Origin of the sequence: Phocaeicola plebeius DSM 17135 (assembly GCF_000187895.1) — a bacterium.
In the GTDB taxonomy this organism is placed as follows: domain Bacteria; phylum Bacteroidota; class Bacteroidia; order Bacteroidales; family Bacteroidaceae; genus Phocaeicola; species Phocaeicola plebeius.
On record NZ_DS990131.1, the window covers coordinates 1 to 19,082 of the forward strand.

Sequence of the window (19,082 nt, forward strand, 5' to 3'; positions counted from 1 at the left end):
TCAATTCCTTGAGTTCACCGTTGCCGGCGTACTCCCCAGCTGGATACTTAAACGCTTCGTTAAGCGCTGACTGTATTCGCACAGCGAGTATCATCGTTTACTGTGTGGACTACAGGTATCTAATCCTGTTTGATAGCCCACACTTTCGAGCATGAACGTCAGTTACGGCTTAGTGTGCTGCCTTCGCAATCGGAGTTCTTCGTGATATCTAAGCATTTCACCGCTACACCACGAATTCCGCACACCTCAACCGCACTCAAGGACGCCAGTATCAACTGCAATTTTAAGGTTGAGCCCCAAACTTTCACAGCTGACTTAACGACCCGTCTGCGCTCCCTTTAAACCCAATAAATCCGGATAACGCTCGCATCCTCCGTATTACCGCGGCTGCTGGCACGGAGTTAGCCGATGCTTATTCATAAGGTACATACAAGCTCCCACACGTGGGAGGTTTTATTCCCTTATAAAAGAAGTTTACAATCCGTAGGACCTTCATCCTTCACGCTACTTGGCTGGTTCAGACTCTCGTCCATTGACCAATATTCCTCACTGCTGCCTCCCGTAGGAGTTTGGACCGTGTCTCAGTTCCAATGTGGGGGACCTTCCTCTCAGAACCCCTATCCATCGTAGGCTAGGTGGGCCGTTACCCCGCCTACTACCTAATGGAACGCATCCCCATCGTACACCGATAAATCTTTAATGATGCTATCATGCAATCTCATCATACCATCAGGTATTAATCTTTCTTTCGAAAGGCTATCCCTGAGTGTACGGAAGGTTGGATACGCGTTACTCACCCGTGCGCCGGTCGCCGGCAATTGAAGCAAGCTTCAATCCCGCTGCCCCTCGACTTGCATGTGTTAAGCCTGTAGCTAGCGTTCATCCTGAGCCAGGATCAAACTCTTCATTGTAAAATATTTTTACTACCCTTTCGGGTATGTTTTATCTCTGTTCAGGAAACCGATTTTTTTCATTTTCCTTGTTTCCAAGGGTTATTGACGGTTGTCTTCCGTTCATCCCATATATACATTATATAAAGGACTACTTCTTGTACTACATCCTAGTCTGTTTATCTAAAGTCTTTCAAAGAACTATCTTTTCTCAAGCTCCCGTTTCAGCGGGAAAGCGTTTGCAAAGGTAAGGCGTTTTTTCGTAACCTCCAAATTTTTTCGAAAGTTTTTTTGAAAAAATTTTTCAGAAGGTTTTCAGAAGGCGTGCGGCTTATCCTTTCTCGCTCCCTTGCACATCCGCAAGGTAAGATACTCGGTGCAGCATCCGGCACTCTCTTCCATAGCCTCAGCTTTACTCAGTCTGTCATCTTCAGCGGCTCTCCCTCTCGAAAGCGGTTGCAAAGGTACAGACTTTTTCCATTTCTGCAACTCTTATGGCACACTTTTTTGAAATATTTTTTCAGGGTTTTATCTAACTCGCTGATTTACTTTATGCTATAAAGCATGTTTTTTACTTATGAGAGAAATTGTGTGTAAAATTCATTACATTATATAATTCGTGCGTGCGTGTATGCGTGCGCGTGTAAGGAGAAACGGACTATTCTAATGGTAAGGTAGGATTTCTGACACATATTCAGCCTTAAAAAACACAAGTACGTTCCGGAAAGAACGTAAGTGCATTTGAATTGAAACGCAAGTGTATTCTGATCAAAACGTAAAGGAGTTTGAAAGCAAACGCAAGCGCGTTTTTAGAAACAAAAAAATACAAGGAATTCCATACGGAAAAGGGCATAAAAAAAGGAGTTCCGCTGAACTCCAACCTTTGTTAACCTTAAATCTAATACTATGAAAAACACAGTACAAAAGTATTTATTTTATTTGAAACAGCAAAACGTAAGGCCTAAAAAGAATGCTTTACAACATACATTAACCACCAGGGCGAAATATTCAAAGCAGTTAACAGAATTCATAAAATAAAAAAAGAGGCCGCTCATCACTGAGAAGCCCCTTCAAAATGCAAATTAAAAGAGAGACATTAAAACATCCTTAATCCTCTGTCCATCCGGTATAACGATACCCTTCAACGGTATAAGTAACACCTGGATCAACTGTGGTAGTATAAGTGAATGATATTTTATCACATACTGTCCCAGAAGGAGCCGTAGCTCCATTTAACTCTAACTTACCATCGGTCAGCGTAAAAGTTTCATCTGAAGAAGCTACATTCCCTGCCAGATTCATAATGTCCGTACCAGAAAAAGACAATTCAGGTACATTGCATGAAATCTTACCATTGATAAAATAGCTTTTTGCCGCATCGCCAGGAGTATTAGCTGAATTATATGCCCCAATACGAATCCAACATTTATCCGTATCATAATCACTTGTATTGGCTAAAAAGCAATCCACGTGTTCAGCCACAACTGCTCCATTTCTCGATACAGATACCGTATACTGTCCTCCTAATGGATGAATCGGTGTATACTCAATATCATAACTCAAATCTTCCGAATTACAAGCTGTCAAAATCCACAAACAAGACAGCAACATATAGATATATCTTAACTTTTTCATAAAACAATTCTAATCAAAAACATTAATCATTTACTTTCCTCTCTCTACCTGCCACCACATTGGTTCTTCCAAATTCTTCGTTACAGGTGCATTAGGATTATACTGTGAAGAACGTGAAGGTATCAATAAGCGACGAGGAAAATCAGTTGGCTGTAAAACGGAAGACCCCGGTGCCACCAATGTTCCCAATTCATAACCTGGGGTAAGTTCACGCTGCAAAGCCACATCTGAAACACGCACGGTAGCTGCACTACTAATAGCCGGAATACCTGTACGGTTGCGGTCAAATACACCGTCCAGTGCGTTAGCATGTGCATAAGAAATCCATTTCTGCGTCATAATACATTTCATCATCGTTTCTTCAGAAGTTTCATCAAATGCATAAGCTCCACCTGCTGCAATAAACTCTTCTCCTTTACCTGCTGTAGATTCCCAACGGTCAAAAGCAGCCTTTACTCCATTATCGTATTTCTCTTTCGCAGCAGAGGCATTTCCCAAACGTGCATAAGCCTCAGCCTCCAAGAAAAAGATTTCAGCCTTATTCATTAAATATACAGGATCATCATAAGCCTGAGTATATGCAGACGATTCAACCAAAGCTATCGTACTGGTCTGAGGCTTACTTCCGCAAGGAAGCCCTTCATATATATCTGAATTCTCACCTTCGCCATTCGAAGCCGCAGTCACTTCATAAAGATTAGCAATACGCGGGTCATCATAATGCAACAAGTATTCAACCAAAGTATGGCAAGCACGAATATTAACCTTTGTATTTAACTGACGAATATTATATTCATACAAAGGATTTCCCTTATCTGTGGCATCTTCAAATTTTGTAAAAGCACAATCGTCTTCTAAAAAATCGTTTTCATCCAACAAAGCTTGTATAGCCTGCTTATTTGCATCAAAATCACGTACCAGAACTTTCAGCTTCAAGTTTTTGGCAAATTTTCTCCACTTCTCTATATCACCCTCCAAAAACATATCATAAGTATCAATGTATGAACTTGATTTCTCTGCTGCCTGAGGGCATTTATCTATAGCTTCTTGAAGCAATGACAAGATTCCCGGATAAACGACTGTACGTCCATCATCATAATGAGGATAAGGATATTTTTCCTGGTCCAAAGCTTCTGTAAAAGGTATATCCTCATACAAATCAGCCAACATGTGATAATTATAGGCTGTCAACACCTTAGCAATCACCCAATAATCCCATGCTTCTTCTTGCTCAGCCATGGAAAGCACGTCTTTCAAATCAGGCAACGTATTGGTGTATGCATTCGTAAAGAAGCCATTATACGATGTAACAGTTAAACTATAATTACACAATGTGTTATACTGGTTAGTTGTATTTCCTTGTGTAGTAAACTGCAACCACATATTTCCCATCAAATCACCGTAAAGTCCCAGCTGAGAAATAGTAGAAGCACAAGCAGACGGCAGCAATGCCGACATAGTAGTAGTAACCGGGTAGTTAGGATTATCGTTCACATCAAGGTAATCTTTACAAGACGTCAACGAAGTGCCAGCTATCAGTAAGGCAAATAAACTGGAATATAATAATTTATATCTTTTCATAAAACAATATTCTTTAATGATTAAAATACGACTTTCACATTCACACCAATATTACGTGTAGAGCTTGTACCGGTAGTTTCACCGAATTCAGACAACAAGTCATTACCCAAGTTAGACACTTCAGGGTCCACATAATTATTTTCCTTCGGAGTGAACAGAAGCAAATTACGTCCTACTAAAGCCAGAGAAACCTGCTGGAACGGTGTCTTTGCCAACATGGATTTCGGAAACGAATATGAAAGTGAAACTTCACGCAGTCTGAAATAATCTTTAGGAATAATAAAGTGACGACGTACTTCCGGACTATAGGAATAATTTCCTAATGCATTATACATTTCATCTGCACGAACAGGAATATTATTTTCCACATATTGGCCATTTACCACTTTTACAGAATGCGGATAAATAAACGAATTACGTTCATTAAATACCGTTTGTGTAGAGTTTCCGTTGAAGTGAGAGATATATGAAGTATTTGACAACATATATCCACCTTTTCTCCAATCAGCAGATGCACTAAGCGTAAATCCCTTCCACTTCAATGTGGTATTAAATCCCATATTAAACTTAGCTTCTGAACTACCTACATATTCATACTCTGTATTACTGTCAGAAAGATAACCGTTATTGTTCACGATATTATAACCATAATAAGGGCTATTTTCATCCATCACTTTATTTGCTGCCGGAATACGGAACATACCTACCGGCTCACCTACCTTCAATACATAGTACACGCCACGCCAGTTTGTATAAGAATATTCATCTGTTCCTTCCCACAACTCTTTGACTTCACTCATGTTTTTTGTGAATGTAAAGCCTAAATCCCATGTCCAGTCCTTAGTACGTACCGGTGTCAAGTTCACCATTAATTCCACACCCTGATTCTGAATCTTACCAATATTTTTCGTTTCATACGAATAGGCTGTTTCCGGAGCCAATGAAGCAGAAATAATCTGATCTTTTGTCATACGATTATAGTAAGAAGCATCCACTGTTAACCGGTTTCCAAAAAAACTTCCAGAAAGTCCAAACTCATATTCAGTTGTCATCTCCGGTTTCAGACTGCTACTCGGCAAAGTATTATTCGAAGTCATACCCATCACACCTCCGATAGGCATAGAAGTATAATAGCCATTAATATCCTTAAAATTAGCAATCTGATACCAAGACGTAGTCTTATACACATTTGCATCATTACCTGTTTGTCCAAGAGCTGCACGCACTTTCAAAAAGTCTACCTGATGTTCTTTTAAAGAAGGCAACATTTCCGTAATCAAGAATGAAACATTGGCACCTCCATAGAAAAAACTGTTATTTCCAGCCGGAAGAGTAGAAGACCAGTCATTACGCCCTGACAAATTCAAAAACATCATGTCCTTGTATCCCAATTCAGCTTGTGCAAACGCACCAATCAGACGGCGCAATTCTTTATATGTCACAGAAACAGCCGAAGAAGATGTATTGTACAAGCTATACCAGTCAGCAACAGCCAAACCATCTACATATCCTCCACTATATCCATACGAACGCTGGTTCAAGTTCCATCCGGCTACTGCATTAATAGAAAAATCACGAATCTTATAATCAGCGTTCAATAAAGCAGTAGCATCTATCTGACTACGGTTATAACGATATTCAGAATAATAACCTAATGACTCCGTAGCTCCACCAAGCTGACTGTAAGAGCCATTAGAGAAAGTAGTTTTAGGCTCCTGTGAGTTTGTACGGTTGTTAGAGAAGTCACCACCCAAACGTCCTGTCGCCTTCAAGCCTTTCATGATTTCATAGCTCATTTCAACACGGCCATATACACGGTCATCCTGATAGTTACTTCTATAATTGTCAATCATGTAATATGGATTGGTTGCATAGAAGGTATAATAGTTATCCAAATTATAACGCTCATCGTTATAATCCTTCATCTGACTATAATCCACATCTACAGCATGCTGCAACAGTTCCATATACATATCATTACTACGACTGATATCCTTACGTACATAGTTCATGGTCATATCCAATGAGAACTTATTGATATTCATATAACCACGCAATGAAAATGTATTTCTGGAGAATTGGTCACCATTATTAGGCAAGATACCATTTGAGGACAGATTTCCGTATGAAGCTACCACTCCCACTTTATCATTACCATAACGGATGCTTACGTTATTATTCTTTTCAAAACCTGTCTGATAAAAGTTTCTCAAATTATGTTCTACGTAAGAAAATGGTTTTGTCATGGGAGTTTCCAACTGGTCTGATCCCCATTCATGTATGGTACCATCCAAGCGAGGTCCCCACGAACCGTTTTCACTTCTATTCCAGCTTCCCCATCCTTGTCCAAACAAATCCTGAGTCTGCATTACACGCAATACTTTTGAAGCTGTAAAAGAGCCATCGTATGTCACGGTTAACTTTTCTACCCCAGCTTTTTTCGTTGTAATCATAACTACTCCATTCGCTGCACGAGAACCGTACAATGCCGTAGCAGAAGCTCCCTTCAAAATAGTTACAGATTCTACATCTTCTGAATTAATGTCATTGGCAGCATTACCAAAGTCTGTAGTAGAGCTGTCGTCTGTAGGACTTCCACGGAAAGTTGAGTTATCAATAGGTACTCCATCTACAATGTACAATGGAGAGTTATTATTCAATGAAGATATACCACGAATCAACACTTTCTGAGAAGTACCCGTGTTTCCTGCAGATGAAATTTGCACACCTGCTACTTTTCCACTTAAACCTCCCATTACAGAACCAGATTTACCCGCATCTATATCTTCCGACTTCATTGTAGTCGCTGCATATCCTAAGGTTTTCTCACTACGCTTCATACCCAATGCCGTAACTACAACTTCGTCCAATACCTCTGCATCACTTTTCAGAACTACATGCATAGGCGTGTTTTTTATCGCCACCTCCTTGCTTTTCATTCCCACAAATGAAACAATCAAGGTCTTACTGTCAGCTTTCACCCCTGAAATCATAAAATTACCATCCACATCCGTAATGGTTCCTTGGGTAGTACCCTTTACCAATACTGAAGCCCCGACAATGGGCAATCCGTCTTCTTCGGAAGTTACCACACCTTTTACAGTTACTCCTTGCGACCATGCTACACCTGTCCATACAAACAGCAGGGCCAGCATCAATGTTAGTTTTCTTTTCATAAATCCCTCCTTTGATTAAACATAAAAATAAATCTCATTCAGTTGATAATACTTCATAAATACATATTAAAACCTATTAACAACATCGCAAAGATATATATTTCTTCAAATAAACAACAAAATATCACCGAAAAATAGAATCAAAAATCAAAAAGACATAATATAATCGAATATCAATTCATTTTTAATTCATAATATTAAAGAAATATGAAACATTCAATCAGGAATAAAAATCAAACCGTAAGAAAAATACGACAAATAAATTTAAATAATCCACAAACAAACACATACAAAGAACAAACAGAATGATTAATCCAACAAGAATAGTATGAAAGAATTGTCAAATCAAAATTTAACAGAATGAAAATAAAAAAGCCGCCCCAAAGGGACGGCTTTCAAAATATTATGTCAACAAAAAATTAGTCGATATAGCGTTCAATTGTCTGTGCACGGTCAGGACCTACAGACACAATCTTTATCGGAGTACCCAATTGTTCTTCCAAGAATGTGATATATGCATTGAATTCTTCCGGGAATTCATCTTCACTCGTCATCTTCGTCATATCTGTTTTCCAACCTGGAAGTTCAGCATATACAGGTTCTACCCCTTCTGTAATATCATACGGGAAATAGTCAATTTCTTCTCCGTTTACTTTATATGCAACACAAGCCTTGATTGTATCAAATCCATCCAGCACGTCGCTCTTCATCAGAATCAACTGAGTTACTCCATTAACCATAATCGCATAACGCAAAGCAACCAAGTCAACCCATCCACAACGGCGTTCACGTCCTGTTACCGCTCCATACTCATGACCTAAATCACGAATAGTCTTGCCTGTTTCATCAAAAAGTTCTGTAGGGAACGGACCTGAACCTACACGTGTGCAATATGCTTTCATAATACCGTACACTTCACCAATCTTGTTAGGGCCTAATCCCAATCCTGTGCAAGCACCCGCGCAAATAGTGTTAGATGAAGTCACAAAAGGATAAGAACCGAAATCCACATCAAGCATAGTTCCCTGAGCACCTTCGCAAAGTACTGACTTACCTTCATTCAGCAAACGATTGATTTCATGCTCGCTGTCTACCAAATGGAACTGACGGAGATATTCGATACCTTCCATCCATTGCTTTTCCAGTTCAGTAATGTCATATTCATAATTAAGGCTCTTAAGAATAGCCTCATGACGAGCTTTGGCAGCTGCATATTTTTCTTCAAAGTTATGCAGAATATCGCCTACACGCAATCCATTACGGCTCACCTTGTCCGTATAAGTCGGGCCAATACCTTTTCCGGTGGTTCCTACTTTCGAATCTCCCTTGGCTGCTTCGTATGCTGCATCCAAAATACGATGAGTAGGAAGAATCAGATGAGCTTTCTTAGAGATGTGCAAACGTTCTTTCAACGGATGTCCGCTTGCTTCCAACGCTTCAGCCTCAGCCTTAAACAAAGAAGGATCAAGTACCACTCCATTACCAATGATGTTCACTTTATCACCCTGGAATATTCCAGAAGGGATAGAACGAAGCACATATTTCTGACCTTCAAATTCAAGAGTATGTCCGGCATTCGGGCCTCCTTGAAAACGAGCAACCACATCGTAACGGGGAGTCAACACATCGACTACTTTACCTTTTCCTTCGTCGCCCCACTGTAAACCTAACAAAACATCTACTTTCATGATTCTTTATGTTTTATATATTCCTTATACTACTTCTTTTTCCGCTTAGCCGCCATACATTTACTACACAAACCATAAATATAAAGAGAATAATGTGAAGCATAAAATCCCTTTAATTTTGTCTGTGCAATAGCCTGCTTTAAGTTGTCGTCTTCAAACTCCGACACCTTTCCACAACAGGTACAAATCATGTGATGGTGGGTTTCATTATTATATGATCGTTCATACTGGGAAGTGTTGCCAAACTGATGCTTGATGACCAGTCCTGCATCGATAAGCAGAATAATGGTATTGTACAGAGTAGCCCGGCTGACCCGGAACTTTTCCTTCTCCGCCATATAGCTGTACAACTCATCAACATCAAAATGTCCTTTAATGGAATAGATAGTATCAAGTATAGCATACCGTTCAGGCGTCTTCCGATGCCCGTTCTTCTGCAAATACTCTGTAAGAATTTGTTTGACTGTATCTTTTATATTCTCTTCCATCCCAATAATCGTTCAGCGGTCAAAGTTATATTTTTTTGAGTAATTTAGAAAGATTACAAGCCATATTCTATCTCATTTTTTATTTCTTCTGCCACCATTTTGATTTCCGGCTTAGAAGATTTCAATAAATTCCCTAACATACGAAGTACGGTACGAGAATTTGCCTTCGACTGTAAAGCAAACTTACATATAGCCTTAGCCGCTACTTGACGCATTTCAGTTCCTCCTTCCAGTACGGTAAAAGCCTGATCCAGGAATTCAGCTTCTGCTCTTTCATTCAGCGTCCATCCCTTCATTAGCAAACGAGTCATCAACAGATATCCGCACAATTGAAAATATTCCCGTTCATCGGCTATCCATGGAAAAACCACTTCCGAAGCGTATGGCAAACGTTGGAACAAATTCATTACCGTATATTCTGCCAATTCAGGATAACGCATGTCTTCTATCCATATTTCAGCGATTTCCCGACAAAAACCCTCAACAGGCTGAAGTAATCCGGCCATAATCTTACATTCGCGGATGTTCTCTTTCCACAAAGCCTGTGCCAGCTCATGATTACACGGATAATCTGCCGCTATTTCTTTAATACGGGGATATTCAATACCAAAGTTCAGTTTATAATCAATACCTTTTTCACGCATACTTTGGGAAACCATTCCATTCATAAACAAGCGGAATTTCGACTTTATTTCCCTGATTGTATCCTGTATTTCTGCCATAATCAAATAGTCAAATTAGAATAATCACGACCATAACGAAGCATCTGTTCTGTATAGCCTTCTGTATAATCAAGTTTTACATCCACAATCTGTCCCTCGGTATCATATTGAGGACAATATACCGGATTGACAAATCCCTTGTAAGGCGCCAGATGGAGTGAACGGTAACGGCTCAAGATTTCCTCATGAAGTTCTGCATCCAGTTTCACTGCATACTTTTCGACAAGAGCACGTGCAGCTTCATAGTCTCCCTCACTCTTTATACGTTGAATCTCACTCAACAACACGGCAAAAAGTCCGCGAAGCTGAAGATAATCATTTATTTTCACATAAGTTTTTCCATCTTTCTTCACCAGTTCCACAATATTCATTGATTTGCCATTTTCCAAAGCCCAGCGAGCAATCAATTGGCGGTTACGCATGTGAGCTTCTTCCAAATCACAGCCCGGTTCTATGCGTACCATCTGCGTAAGAAGTCCGTTCATCATATAAGCATAATATTCAGCCTTGTAAGCTTCCTCATCAGGAGTTAATCCTAGTTCCACCAGCTTTTCATCAGGCAAATAATACAAGCCAAACAAATCTGCTCGTGCCTCTTCTATCGTAGAGCCATACGCTTTCAAGGCATCCGGATCAACTCCTGGAAGCAGTTTTCCTGATCCATGTCCTACACACTCATGCAAGTCCGTATGAAGGTCACCCGTGATGTCAGCATATTTTTCCAGCAAATCTTTTTCTTCCTGGCTGTACACAAATTCTTCACGGAAACCATTTCCTTTTGCAGCCTTATTGTAAGCATCTGTAAGATTTCCGATAGTCACAGATTTTGACCCATGCAGACTGCGAATCCAGTTTGAATTGGGCAAATTAATTCCTATCGCCGAACTCGGATACAAATCTCCCCCTAACATGGCAGCTGTAATCACTTTGGCTGAAACGCCACGTACTACTCCCTTTTTAAATGCAAGAGATACTGGAGAGTGATCTTCAAACCATTGCGCATGCTGACTGATAACTTCCGTTCGGTGAGTAGCTTCTTCATCTTTAAAATTCACAATTGATTCCCAACTTGCTTTCATTCCTAACGGGTCACCATAACTTTCAATAAAGCCATTGACAAAATCAACTTTAGACTCCGTATCTTTCAACCAGGCAATGGAGTAAGTGTCAAATGTTTTCAAATCACCCGTACGGTAAAAATCAATCAACAAACGGATTACTTCACACTGAGCTTCATTTTCAGCCACTGACTTGGCTTTTTCCAGCCAATAAATAATCTTTTCAATCGCTTCTCCATACATGCCATCCACCTTCCAGACTTCTTCTTGTATGACTCCGTCCTTTTGCACCAGACGACTGTTCATTCCATACATAACAGGATGTGGACCACTTGCCAATTTCTGAATCATGTAAAACTTCTCAGCCTCATCCTGAGTTACCCCTTCATAGTAATTGGCTGCAGAAGTTATCACCAGGTCCTCTCCATCTGCCTGATTCACACGTTTGGGCATAACTTTAGGATCAAAGATTACAGGAAACAATTTGTCACACATATCCTGAACTGATTCACCATCCTTCAGGGGAAGACCAGCCACATCTACTTGTGCTATGCACTCACGCAAAAACTCCGGCGAAAAAGCAGGCACGAACTTATCACATGCATAATGATGATATATGCCACTGGAGAACCAAACGCGCTTCAAATAAACTTCCAGCCCCTGAAAATCCGAACTATTACGGTCACCTGAATAGGATACATAAACCGCTTCCAGCAATTTACGAATCTGCAAATTATACTTTCCGTTTTGGTCAAAAAGAATATCTCTTCCTTCCAATGCTGCCTGTGAAAGGAAATAAATCAACTTTTTCTGTTTTAAAGATAACTTTTCAAAACCATCCACACGATAACGTAACAGTTGCAAATCAGCAAACTGTTCCACTATATAATTAAAACTTTCTGATGTACTCATCTTAATTCATTTTTAAACGTCATTAGAACATAATTATACAAAAATCGTAGAAGTTTTTTGATTTCGCAACAATAACCCTGAAAACTTTATCAAAAAACCTTATATTCGCACAAGAATACGATAAAACGGCAACTTTTTATTTTTTTATATATCTTTGTGCACAAAATTTAAAAACATGAGAGAACAAATGCTGAAAACACTCAAATCTTATTTTGGGTATACTTCTTTTCGTCCACTACAGGAAAAAATCATTTCTACAATTCTTCAAAAGAAAGATGCATTAGTACTGATGCCGACAGGAGGAGGAAAATCCATGTGTTATCAGCTACCGGCTCTTTTGATGGAGGGAACCACCGTTGTCGTTTCCCCATTAATTTCTCTCATGAAAGACCAAGTGGAATCTCTACAGGCTAATGGTATCGTAGCTCGTGCATTAAATAGCACAAATGACGACGCCACCAACGCCCAGCTTTACTTTGAATGCCTACAAGGAAGGGTAAAACTACTGTATATATCTCCCGAAAGACTGATGTCGGAAATGAATTATCTGTTACGCGACATCAATATATCCCTGTTTGCCATTGACGAAGCCCATTGTATTTCTCATTGGGGACATGACTTTCGTCCTGAATATACACAACTGAAAGCTATACGACAATATTTTCCCAATGTCCCAGTAGTAGCCCTGACTGCAACCGCCGACAAGATTACTCGAGAGGATATTATACGGCAACTGGAAATGCGCAACCCTGAAATCTTTATTTCTTCTTTTGACCGTCCCAATTTAAGTCTGGAAGTAAAAAGAGGATATCAACAGAAGGAAAAAATCAAAGCCATTGTCAAATTCCTGCGCAGACACCGTAATGAAAGTGGAATTATCTATTGCATGAGCCGAAATGGAACTGAAAAAGTGGCTCAATTACTTGAGAAGGAAGGATTCGATGTCGCAGCTTATCATGCAGGAATGTCAAACGAACAGCGGGAAATTACACAAGATGATTTCATTAATGATCGTGTGCAGATTATCTGCGCGACCATTGCATTCGGTATGGGAATTGACAAGTCTAATGTCCGATGGGTCATCCATTATAACCTGCCTAAGAGTATAGAGAATTTTTATCAGGAAATCGGCCGAGCAGGACGCGACGGACTTCCTAGCGAAACCCTTCTCTTTTACTCTTTTGGCGACATTATTCTGTTATCAAGGTTTGCGGCTGAAAGTAACCAGCAAGGAATCAACCTGGAAAAGTTGAACCGCATGCAACAATACGCAGAATCCGACATTTGCCGACGGAGAATTCTTCTAAACTATTTCGGAGAAACCATGGATCATGACTGTGGAAACTGCGATGTATGCAAGAATCCTCCTGAACGCTTCGATGGTACCATCATTGTGCAAAAAGCATTAAGTGCCATTGCCCGTGCCGACCAGCAAATCGGTACCCGCACTTTAATTGACATCCTGAAAGGATATGCCAGTCAGGAAATCATGGAAAAAGGATATGACAAACTGAAAACCTACGGAGCAGGCAGGGATGTGCCTGGCAAAGACTGGCAAGATTACTTGCTCCAGATGTTAAATTTAGGATATTTTGAAATCGCTTATAACGAGAGCAATCATTTAAAAATTACAGAAGCCGGAAGAAAAGTATTGTTCGGAAAAGAACGCGCACCACTGGTAGTCATTAAAAGAGAAGAAGGCTATGGAAAGAAAGGCTATACCAAAGAAAACAAAACAGCTTCTCCTGTACCTTTATTCACTCCTACCGTATTTGAAGATGAAGATGAAGGCTTGTTTGAAGCACTTCGTCAGCTCCGTAAAAAACTGGCCGACCAGCTGGCCATTCCAGCTTACATTGTACTATCCGACAAAACCCTGCATCTGCTTGCCCTGAAGAAGCCCAGCAACATTGAGGCATTTGGTGAGATTAGCGGAATTGGAGAATTCAAAAAAGAGAAATACGGAAAGGATTTTCTGGCCGTCATCAACGAATATCTAGGCAGAAACTAACGGAAACGCTGCCCGCTTACCCATACCGGACGTGCAAATGGATAGCCAACGGATGTAACACGTGTATAATTTGCCATAGGTATCATTTCAGGAAGATGAGCTATATCAAATGCCACAAAGTCTTCGTATGTCACCTCTTCTACAGCCGTTCCTATTTTCATCACCTTTTCATAAAGTGATTTACGGGAAGGCGCATTAAAAGCACACGTATTTGAGTTCATCATACTATCTTCGGAAGGGCGATAAATTCCTTCAGAATAAGTACAAGCCCCTTCATAAACACCTAAATGCTCATTCTGATAATGAGAGTCCGTTAAAAAAGGAGCCCAAAGAACAGTATCTGCCGATGCGGTAAAATCCACATTCTGCGCCCATCCGTTCGCTTGCATGATGCGTATCCGCTGCATTTCCAATGTAGTAACACTTCCTTTTTCCGGATATACATATTCATCTTCCAGTTTTCCAAAACCATGTCCAATCGCTTCATGTACCAATACTTGCCGGAAATATTCACTCTCCAAACTTTCAATAACCGGACAATAAGCAATGGCAAACTCTATAAACTTACCATTTCCATCCTGATATCCGAAATAAGTGGTACCCGCATAAGCAGAAGTATTTAACACCACTACTGCCAAGCTGTTTTTCCTTTTTTCTTCTTTTAATACCTTTCCCACATACACTTGTACAGAAGCATCATCACCTGTAATCGTTGTACTATTTCCACCTGTCAGCTTACAACTGAAGGCCGTCTTATATCCCATGCCAAAATCATTATTTTCAGATACCGCATTAATCATATACACGTCAAAATATTCTCTCAGAGATTTCACGGGTTCTTCAGTAAACAGATTCTCCATAGTTTTTTCCATAACGCTCCGATAAGTTCCATTAGCCAATTCCTGGTCCACGAAACCATCCCCCATCAACACAATTGAAATACCATCCCCTTTAGTATGCTGCTGCAAAGTATCTATTTTACCGTCTGCTGAGTAATCAACTGACTCAAGCACTTGTCCTCCTAGCTGAGATATTTTAACCGTAGCTAGTTCTTTCTGCACTCCATCTTCTTCTTTAATAAAAAGTAAATAGGCCGACCGTGACATTCCTCCCCTATTAGGAGCAGCATTCAATGTCACCTCTTGTGTTTCAGCCGTTGCTGAACGAGAAGAACTTTCTTGCCTCAACCAGCTTCCTGGCTCCGAAGATGTATATACTTTCAGTTTTTCCGCTTCTACATTCGTCTCGAAACGGATAGTAAACATACCTCCATCGACATCCACAAGATACTCATCTTTTTCGGGAAGCACATAATCACCAATCTCTTGGAAAACGGATATTTCGCAAACTTCATCTCCCGAACTTAACTTTACTTTTGCTTCTCGTAACTTATTTGTATTGTTCTCAAAAATAGCTGTAACTTTTACTTGTCCTTCCCCAGCTTCACCCGATAAGGGAGACAAACTTAACCACACCGCATCTGTCGTAACATTCCATGTACCAAAACTTGTAAATGAAATAATAGCCTCGTCCCCTACTACCGACTGCAGGGTTACACTTTCTGTCACATTTTCAAAAGAAGTCACTTCCATCTCTTTATGGCAAGAGACTAACAACATCAGAAAAACGAAACTAAGGTTAAACAATATAGTTTTTTTCATACAGTATAATTAAGTCATTCAAAAGTTTTCAAACGGGTAGACCTCCTGAAAAATTCTTACAAAAACAAGACAGGATTACAAAGAGATTTCCATCCTGCAAATTGACAGTTATCTCTTTGTAATCCTGTCCAAAGAAGCTAAATCACGTTTACTTATCCAAGAAATGAAATCAGTACACCAGCTGCCACAGCCGATCCGATTACACCTGAAATATTACTTGCCATGCAGTATTGCAATACATGGTTCTTCGGGTCATATTTCAAAGCGATTTCATTGGCTACACGGCTGGCCATCGGTACAGCACTAAGACCGGTTGCTCCAATCAACGGATTAATTTTCTTTTTCGTAAACAGATTGAATATCTTCACGAAGAAAATACCACCTGAGATTGAAAGTGCAAAAGCTAAGAAACCACCTATTACGATACCGATAGTCGTCCAGTTCAGGAAAGCATCGGTAGTCATGGTTGCACCAACTGAAATACCCAGGAAAATAGTAGCCGCATTCATAATGCTGTTAGATGCGGCATCAAACAAGCGAGAAGTATTGCTACCGATTTCCTTCACCAAGTTACCGAACATCAGCATACCAATCAAAGGCACTGCACTTGGCACGAACAAGGCCACGATGGTAGTACATGCAATCGGGAAAATAATTTTCAAAACACGCAGATTCTTGATTTCCGTTTTTGAAGGGTATTTCTTTTCCTGTTCCTTCATGTTGATGGACAGCTCTTTCTTTGTACACCACAAACGTACGACGAGCGGCACGATAACCGGTACCAACGCCATATAAGAATAGGCTGCAATGGCAATCGGACCTAATAAATGCGGAGCCAGCTTGATAGTAGTGAAGATAGCTGTCGGACCGTCGGCACCTCCGATGATACCCAAAGAAGCAGCTTCCTTGGGAGTAAAGCCCATCAAAATAGATACCAGCAATACGGCAAAGATACCCAGCTGAGCAGCCGCACCGAAAATAGACAGACGAAGATTACGCAGCATCGGACCAAAATCGGTCAGTGCACCTACTCCCATGAATATAATCGGCGGAAGGAATCCCGTCTTAATCAACATATAATAAATGAAGTTCATCAGCCCCAGTTCATGCGCAATTTCATGAAGCGGCATTTCCCAGATGTTCTTCATCACACCGTTCACCATGACCATTCCGTTTTCATCGGCCTGCACTACCCCCATATCACCACCCGGGAAGTTGGCCAGCAACACTCCGAAAGCGATGGGTACCAGCAGCAACGGTTCATACTGTTTCTTGATACCCAGATAGAGCAAGACGAAAGCAATGGCATACATGATGAGAAACCGCGGGTCAGCAGCAATGTTGCTGAAAGCGGTCATATCATATAATCTTTCTAATATCTCTTCCATTACAAAATCTTCATTAATACATCATCTTCTGATACGGAGTCACCGGAATTTGCACAGATAGCAGTGATGGTTCCACTAAACTCAGCACGGATAGCATTGTAAGTCTTCATGGCCTCTACGTAGCAAATCACATCTCCCTTGTTCACCTTGTCACCCACTTTCACAGGAGTTTCCTGCGCACTCTTCGTCAGGAAGAACTTACCTTCCAGCGGAGAAAGCACTTCTTTTCCTTCACCAGCCGGAGCCTGAGCAGCCGGAGCAGCTTCAGCAGGCTGATTCTGTGCAGAAAGTTTAGAAGGATTGACATCGCCAAAGGCTACAGTTACACGATAAGCCTGACCGTTTACGTCTACTGTCAAGACTTTGGTCTGGTCATTGGCCATGTGTACCTCTTCCTTAGCTTCACGGCGTTTCTTCACATCTTCCAGGAAGTCAGCTTTTGCCTTTCCGCTCTTATAGGCTTCATACTGAGCCGGATGCATAGCATATTCAAAGAGTTCTTCATCATCCTGTCCAGTTTCCCATTTCTTTTCCCACATCATCTGACGGTATTTTTCCAACTGATCAGGATAGTTGTCCTGCGGATTACCTGTAAAGAACTTACGGCCTTCACGTTCTGCTTTTTCCACAATTTCAGGCGCCAGTTCACCCGGCAACTGTCCGGCTTTGCCCAAAATCATGTCCCAAATATCGTCGGCAATCATACCCCAACGTTCCTTACCTTTTTCCAGCTGGATAACATTCATCATAGCCAGGTTCTTCACATACTGGCTGAACGGAGTTACCAGACACGGATAACCTACACGCGGCCATACATATGCTACCTCATCGAACAACTTGATCAACAATTCATCTTGTGTCATAAACGGCAAATTGCGTTTTGCCTTGTACTTGTTGATAGATTCCAGATTGGTATCCAAATCGGCCATCAAACTTCCCATCATACCACCCGGAAGTCCCGGTCCAATCAGCAAAGAGTTCATCAGACGGTTTCTCGGACTGATATATAATCCCAAGAAATCATCCATAAATTCCTGAATCAAAGAACGTACTTTCATATAGGCCTGCATATTGATTTCAGGCACCTTGAAGCCAGCGTCTTTCAACATGGCCTGTACACTGATTACATCTGCATGTCCGGTACCCCATGACAACGGGTCCATACCTACATCCACATAATCACATCCGGCTTTGCACACTTCCAGAATAGAAGCCATATTGAAGCCTGGACCTGCATGAGAGTGATACTGAATCGTAATATCTTTGATTTTCTTGATACCTGCCACCAGCTTACCCAGGAATACCGGACGACCAATACCCGCCATATCCTTGATACAGATTTCATCACATCCTGCATCAATCAGCTTCTTGGCCATATCCAGATAATACTCTACGGTATGAATCGGAGAATAAGTGATGCAAAGACAGCACTGAGAAATCATGCCGGCATCATGTGCATAACCGATGGAAGGAATAATATTGCGTACATCGTTCAATCCACAGAATGTACGGGTAATGTCTGTACCCTGAGCCTTCTTTACTTTATAGAACAACTTACGTACGTCGGCCGGTACCGGACTCATTCGCAAACCGTTCAGCGCACGGTCGAGCATGTGTGTCTGAATTCCAGCTTCATGAAAAGGCTTCGTCCACTCACGGACAGCCTTGTTCGGATTTTCACCAAACAACAGGTTAACTTGTTCAAAACCTCCCCCGTTTGTTTCTACACGGGCAAAACACCCCATTTCGATAATGGCTGGGGCCACCTTCACCAACTGGTCTACTCGCGGTACGTATTTTCCGGCACTCTGCCACATATCACGAAAAACCAAACTAAATTTGACTTCTTTCTGTTCCATGACTAATACATGC

11 protein-coding genes and 1 rRNA gene are annotated in these 19,082 nt (G+C 40.9%); 1 reads left to right on the top strand and 11 read right to left on the bottom strand.

Annotation, left to right across the window (positions count from 1 at the left end):
• From BACPLE_RS11260 to BACPLE_RS11295, 8 genes are all read right to left on the bottom strand, one after another.
• Nucleotides 1-911 (bottom strand): 16S ribosomal RNA (locus BACPLE_RS11260); the annotation flags it as partial.
• Nucleotides 912-1,997: 1,086 nt separating this feature from the next.
• Nucleotides 1,998-2,525 carry a lipid-binding protein gene (locus BACPLE_RS11265; RefSeq protein WP_007561978.1) on the bottom strand — a complete coding sequence of 176 codons (528 nt, stop codon included), beginning with the start codon at nt 2,523-2,525 and terminating at the stop codon, nt 1,998-2,000.
• Between the two features lie 30 nt (nt 2,526-2,555).
• Nucleotides 2,556-4,106: a SusD/RagB family nutrient-binding outer membrane lipoprotein gene (locus BACPLE_RS11270; RefSeq protein WP_007561980.1), complete on the bottom strand. Its 1,551-nt coding sequence runs from the start codon at nt 4,104-4,106 to the stop codon at nt 2,556-2,558.
• Nucleotides 4,107-4,126: 20 nt separating this feature from the next.
• Nucleotides 4,127-7,282 carry a SusC/RagA family TonB-linked outer membrane protein gene (locus BACPLE_RS11275; RefSeq protein ID WP_007561982.1) on the bottom strand — a complete coding sequence of 1,052 codons (3,156 nt, stop codon included), beginning with the start codon at nt 7,280-7,282 and terminating at the stop codon, nt 4,127-4,129.
• Nucleotides 7,283-7,701: 419 nt separating this feature from the next.
• Nucleotides 7,702-8,970 (bottom strand): adenylosuccinate synthase, encoded by a 1,269-nt coding sequence (locus BACPLE_RS11280; RefSeq protein ID WP_007561984.1) that lies wholly within the window; start codon nt 8,968-8,970, stop codon nt 7,702-7,704.
• A 29-nt stretch (nt 8,971-8,999) separates the two neighbouring features.
• Nucleotides 9,000-9,458, bottom strand: coding sequence for a Fur family transcriptional regulator (locus BACPLE_RS11285; protein WP_007561986.1), 459 nt, complete (start codon nt 9,456-9,458; stop codon nt 9,000-9,002).
• A 53-nt stretch (nt 9,459-9,511) separates the two neighbouring features.
• A complete protein-coding gene (locus BACPLE_RS11290; RefSeq protein WP_007561988.1) occupies nt 9,512-10,180 on the bottom strand; it encodes a DNA alkylation repair protein in 669 nt (222 codons plus the stop codon).
• Between the two features lie 2 nt (nt 10,181-10,182).
• The gene (locus BACPLE_RS11295) at nt 10,183-12,150 is read right to left on the bottom strand and encodes a dipeptidyl-peptidase 3 family protein (protein WP_007561990.1); all 1,968 of its coding nucleotides are present in this window, start codon (nt 12,148-12,150) and stop codon (nt 10,183-10,185) included.
• 187 nt (nt 12,151-12,337) lie between these two features.
• Here BACPLE_RS11295 and recQ point away from each other — a divergent pair, with 187 nt between their 5' ends.
• A complete protein-coding gene (gene recQ, locus BACPLE_RS11300; RefSeq protein WP_040313043.1) occupies nt 12,338-14,161 on the top strand; it encodes a DNA helicase RecQ in 1,824 nt (607 codons plus the stop codon).
• On the opposite strand, the gene BACPLE_RS11305 is transcribed toward recQ, so the two are convergent.
• The 3 genes from BACPLE_RS11305 to BACPLE_RS11315 all read right to left on the bottom strand — a co-directional run bounded on the left by BACPLE_RS11305 (nt 14,158) and on the right by BACPLE_RS11315 (nt 19,069).
• Entirely contained in the window at nt 14,158-15,822 is a 1,665-nt protein-coding gene (locus BACPLE_RS11305) for a M64 family metallopeptidase (protein WP_007561994.1), read from the bottom strand. The two genes, recQ and BACPLE_RS11305, sit on opposite strands and share 4 nt — an antisense overlap.
• Nucleotides 15,823-15,974: 152 nt before the next feature.
• Complete coding sequence (locus BACPLE_RS11310) at nt 15,975-17,210, bottom strand: sodium ion-translocating decarboxylase subunit beta (RefSeq protein WP_007561996.1); 1,236 nt, start codon at nt 17,208-17,210, stop codon at nt 15,975-15,977.
• A complete protein-coding gene (locus BACPLE_RS11315) occupies nt 17,210-19,069 on the bottom strand; it encodes a biotin/lipoyl-containing protein (protein WP_007561997.1) in 1,860 nt (619 codons plus the stop codon). The genes BACPLE_RS11310 and BACPLE_RS11315 overlap by 1 nt, the downstream gene beginning before the upstream one ends.
• Nucleotides 19,070-19,082 lie beyond the last annotated feature (13 nt).